Annotated in this window: 2 protein-coding genes; both read right to left on the reverse strand. The window is 51.7% G+C overall.

Translation table 11 applies throughout. From position 1 onward, the window contains the following. Nucleotides 1-166: 166 nt before the first annotated feature. On the reverse strand, nucleotides 167-1,081 hold the full coding sequence (locus LN995_RS21580; protein WP_317206991.1) for an IS3 family transposase: 915 nt from the start codon (nucleotides 1,079-1,081) through the stop codon (nucleotides 167-169). After that, on the reverse strand, nucleotides 1,075-1,413 hold the full coding sequence (locus LN995_RS21585) for a transposase (protein WP_229963168.1): 339 nt from the start codon (nucleotides 1,411-1,413) through the stop codon (nucleotides 1,075-1,077). Before LN995_RS21585 ends, LN995_RS21580 begins: the two co-directional genes overlap by 7 nt. Between the last annotated feature and the right edge of the window lie 39 nt (nucleotides 1,414-1,452).

Below are 1,452 nucleotides of genomic sequence, written 5' to 3' on the forward strand. Positions count from 1 at the left end.
TGCCTCGTCCTGGAAAAAGTTGACAGTTTTTCTTTACTAATCCTTAATCAAGTTTACACATAAAATATAATCCTGCCAAGCCTTTACATTGGTTGTTTGTCCGGCTATAGCTTTACATTTATAAGCTTTTACATCCTCCCATCTCCATTGCTGATATTTCCTTCACCTATACCCTCCATACTTCCTTTTCCCTTTTGATGGCATAGTAGTTCTTCCAGTGCTTTTTCAGTTCTCCTGTTTTAGTGTGTGCCTCTACTGGAGTGAGCATGTCCACGCTGGAGTGCGGGCGCTGGTGGTTATAGACACTGATAGCGGAAGCTATAGCTGTCTGTGCAGTAGCGAAAGTGGGGTAAACCACCTCCAGTAACTCCTCCTTAAGGATGCCGTTTACGCGCTCTGCCAGCGCATTCTCCAGCGGATCCCCCTGCTGTGTCATAGAGATAGCAATGTGGTGGTCCTGCAGTAGCTTTACATAGCCGGAGCTGCAGTACTGCAGGCCCCGGTCCGAATGATGGATCAGCCCCTTGTGCACCAGGTTCCCTTCCAGGGCCATCTCCAGGGCCTGGATGCACCCCCAGGCGGAGAGATCCTGGCACAGGTAAAAACCCACGATCTTATGGCTGTAGGCATCGGTGATCAGGCTCAGGTAAGCAAAGCCCTCCTGCAGGTGAATGTAGGTGATATCACTCACCCACAGCTGGTTAGGGGCTATTGGGGCAAAGCCTATGATCAGGTTGCTGTACTTGCGCAGCCAGTGGCTCGAGAAGGTGGTCTGGGGCCTGGAGCGCCTTCGTTTCCTGATGAGCAGGCCCTGCTCGCGCAGCAGCTCAAAGAAAGCGTCACGGCCTATACCAATGCCATGTTCAGCCATAAAGGCCGACATCACCACCAGTAGCTTGCGGGCTCCCAACCGCTTTTGGGTTTGGCGGATGCGCAGCACTTCCTGCACCAGCAGATCCTCCTGCAGGGCCTGCTGCTCCTGTATTCTGACATGTTGGTAGTACGCCTGCCTACTGTAGCCAAACAAGCAGCAAAGCATCCCGACAGCTCGGCAGGGCGCTCTTTGCTCTATTCTCAGGATTGCTTGGCACCATGCTTTTTTCGAATCGGGATTCCCAGCTCCTCTTCGGCCACGTTGATCACCTCCTCTAGTACCTGCTTCTCAAGTCTTGCCTTCCGCAGTTCGGCCTGCAGTGTCTTCACATCCGTAGGCAGGGATTCATCGGGTAAAAAATCCGGTGCAGGCTTTACTGTTTTAGCTCTTGGTGGTTGTTTCATACGGCCCTGGTGTTGAAGTACCCAGCGGCGGATGCTGTAAAAGTTGATGCCATGTTTCTCCCCCATTTTACGGTAGCTGGTTTCGCCACTGAGATACTCGGCAATGATACTTTCTTTTGATGGTCTTTTCTGCATTTCTGTCGACTTTGTGTCAACCTATAGCAGGACGAGACA

The sequence above is a fragment of the Pontibacter silvestris genome (assembly GCF_020907275.1).
Classification (GTDB): Bacteria; Bacteroidota; Bacteroidia; order Cytophagales; family Hymenobacteraceae; genus Pontibacter; species Pontibacter silvestris.

Bases quoted from the DNA above. Each gene is read 5' to 3' on its own strand.
- LN995_RS21585 (WP_229963168.1), bottom strand. From the start codon at position 1,413: ATGCAGAAAAGACCATCAAAAGAAAGTATCATTGCCGAGTATCTCAGT.